Source organism: Pseudotabrizicola algicola, from assembly GCF_010915705.1.
GTDB classification, from domain to species: Bacteria; Pseudomonadota; Alphaproteobacteria; order Rhodobacterales; family Rhodobacteraceae; genus Pseudotabrizicola; species Pseudotabrizicola algicola.
In genome coordinates this window covers 1-2,901 of the sequence record NZ_JAAIKE010000026.1, presented here as the reverse complement: position 1 = coordinate 2,901, position 2,901 = coordinate 1, and the positions used below count along the sequence as shown (strand labels likewise).

Here is a 2,901-nt window from a genome sequence, read left to right as displayed (position 1 = left end):
GAGATCGGCGTCGCGGGGGCTCTGCTTCGCGACCGGATGCGTGATCTGGTCCGTAACAACCCGCATGCGGCGAAGGCGGTCGCGGTGCTGGTCAACAATATCATCGGCGCGGGGATCATGCCGCGCGCCGCCAGCGGCGACGACAAGCTCGACCGGAAGGTCGATGCGCTGTTCGAACGCTGGACAGCCGACTGCGATGCCGACGGTCAGCTCGACTTCTACGGTCTGCAGACGCTGATCTGCCGCGAGATGGTCGAGGCGGGTGAGGTGCTGGTGCGCCGCCGCCTGCGGCGTGCGAGCGACGGCCTTCCGGTGCCGCTGCAATTGCAGGTGCTGGAGGCCGACTTCCTCGACGCCTCGAAATCCGGCGTCCTCGGCGCGGGCCGCCTCGTGCAGGGGATCGAGTTCGACCCGGTCGGCAAACGCCGGGCCTACTGGCTGCATGCCGAGCACCCCGGCGATGCCTGGGGCGCGCTGAACGGCGCACTTGGATCGCGCCCGGTCCCAGCGACCGAGGTCGCCCATGTCTACGAGAAGCAGCGCACGCAGGCACGCGGCGTTCCCTGGGGCGCGCCGGTGATCCGGTCGTTGCGCGACCTCGACGATTACGAGGTTGCCGAACTGGTCCGCAAGAAGACCGAGGCCTGCGTCACCGCCATCGTCTTCGGCGACGACGAGGCGCAGCAGGGCATCGCGCCCTCGGTGGTCGATGCCGACGGCAATCGGGTCGAGCTGTTCGAGCCGGGGCTGATCGCCTATGCGCGTGGTGGCAAGGACATCCGCTTCAACCAGCCATCGGCGACGGGGGGCTACGGCGAATACAAGCGGGCCAGCCTGCACACGATCTCGGCCGGGTTCCGGGTGCCCTACGAGCTGCTGACCGGCGATCTCAGCCAGGTCAACTATTCCTCGATCCGGGCGGGTCTCGTCGAGTTCCGCCGGATGATCGACGCCGTCCAATGGCAGCTGTTCATTCCGATGTTCTGCGCGCCGGTCTGGCGCTGGTTCACGGAAGCGGCATGGGCCGCAGGCCAGATCCCGTCGCCGGATGTCCCGGTCGAATGGCAACCGCCGAAGTTCGAGGCGGTCGATCCGCAGAAGGATGCGATGGCGGACCTGCTGGCGATCCGCTCCGGCACCATGACCCTCGCGCAGGCCATCGCCCGGCAGGGCCGCAACCCCGACGCCGTGCTGGCTGAGATCGCCGCGACCAACGCGAAGCTCGACGAACTCGGGCTCGTGCTCGACAGCGATCCGCGCCGCGTCACCAAGACCGGCAGCGCGCAGGCGGGCGACCCGACAGCACCCGCCGATCCGGAAACCACACCGGCGCAGGCCGACCAACAGGACTGACCCAATGGATACGATGATCGAACTGCCGGCCCTGCGACGGTCGGCGGAGCTTGCGCCAAACAGCGTCGTCAATGACGCGCGCACCGTCGAAGTGATCTGGTCGGCGGGCGCGCGCGTCCGCCGCGCCAGCTTCTTCGGCGAGCCCTATGACGAGGAGCTGAGCCTCGATCCCGCCCATGTGCGGCTCGACCGGCTGAACGCGGGCGCGCCGTTCCTGAAGGTCCATGAGATCGACACGCTCGACGCCGTCATCGGCTCGGTCGTGCCGGGTTCTGCGCGGATCGAGAACGGGCGCGGCGTCGCGCAGGTCCGGATCAGCGAGCGCGCCGACGTCGAGCCGATCTGGCGCGACATTCAGGCCGGGCACATCCGGGCCGTCTCGATCGGCTACCAGGTCCACCGCTTCGATATCTCCAAGCCCGATGGCGGGCGCGAGCTTTGGCGGGCGGTCGACTGGACCCCGTTCGAGATTTCGGCCGTGCCGGTCGGCGCCGATCCCGCCGCGGGCTTCCGCGCCAAGGGCGAACATCACGACTGCGTCCTCCATCGCCGGGACGCCGAAACCAGCGAAGGAGCATCCCCGATGACCGACAAGACGACCCCGGCCGCACCGGCCGACGACACAACCGAGACGGCAGCGACCGAGGAGATCACCATGCCCGACGACAAGACCGGCGCGGCCGAGGCGCAAACGCGCGCGGCTGAGACGCGCAGCCAGCCCAAGGCCCCCAAGCCCGAGGCTCCCGACACCGAAGCCATCGCCACCCGCGCCCGCGAGACCGAGCGCGACCGCGTCTCCACCATCTACGATCTGGCTGGGCGGCTGAACCTCGAGCGCAGCTTCGCCGAGGATCTGGTCAAGCGCGGCGTTAGCGTGGACGAGTCCCGCCGCCTGATCCTCGATCAGGTCGCCGCGAAGTCCGACGAGACCCGGACCTTCCCGCATGTCTCGATCCCCCTCGGCGGCCGGGACGAACGCATCACGCGCCGCGACGCGGTGGCGAACGCGCTCCTGCACCGCTACAGCCCGACGCTGTTCCCGCTGGAGGACGCCGCGCGCCAGTATCGCGGCATGACGCTGCTGGAACTGGCGCGCGAAAGCCTCGGCAACTCCGGGGTCAACACGCGGGGCCTGTCGCGCGACGAGGTGGCGACACGCGCACTGCACTCGACCTCGGACTTCCCCGAGATCCTCTCGGCGGTCACCAACAAGACCCTGCGGCAGGCCTATGACGCCTATCCCCGGACCTTCGCGCTCTTCTGCCGCCAGGTGCTGGCGACCGACTTCAAGTCGATGCACCGCGTCCAACTCGGCGAAGCGCCGCAGCTTCTGGAGGTGGGCGAAAGCGGCGAGTTCAAGCGCGGGACGCTTGGCGAGAGCAAGGAAAGCTACAAGGTCAAGACCTATGGTCGCGTGGTCGCGATCACCCGGCAGGTGCTGATCAACGACGATCTCGACGCCTTCACCCGGATCCCGGCCATGTACGGCAACTCCATCGCCCAGCTGGAAAGTGACGTGGTCTGGGGCATCATCACCGCCAACCCGGC

General features: G+C 68.8%; 2 protein-coding genes. Both read left to right on the top strand.

What is annotated here, in order from left to right; genetic code table 11:
• The coding region (locus G3572_RS21790) for a phage portal protein (protein WP_164615808.1) at nt 1-1,353 on the top strand (1,353 nt) is incomplete at its 5' end.
• A gap of 4 nt (nt 1,354-1,357) precedes the next feature.
• Nucleotides 1,358-2,901 (top strand): prohead protease/major capsid protein fusion protein (locus tag G3572_RS21785; protein ID WP_164615806.1); only part of this gene is annotated, 1,544 nt, incomplete at its 3' end.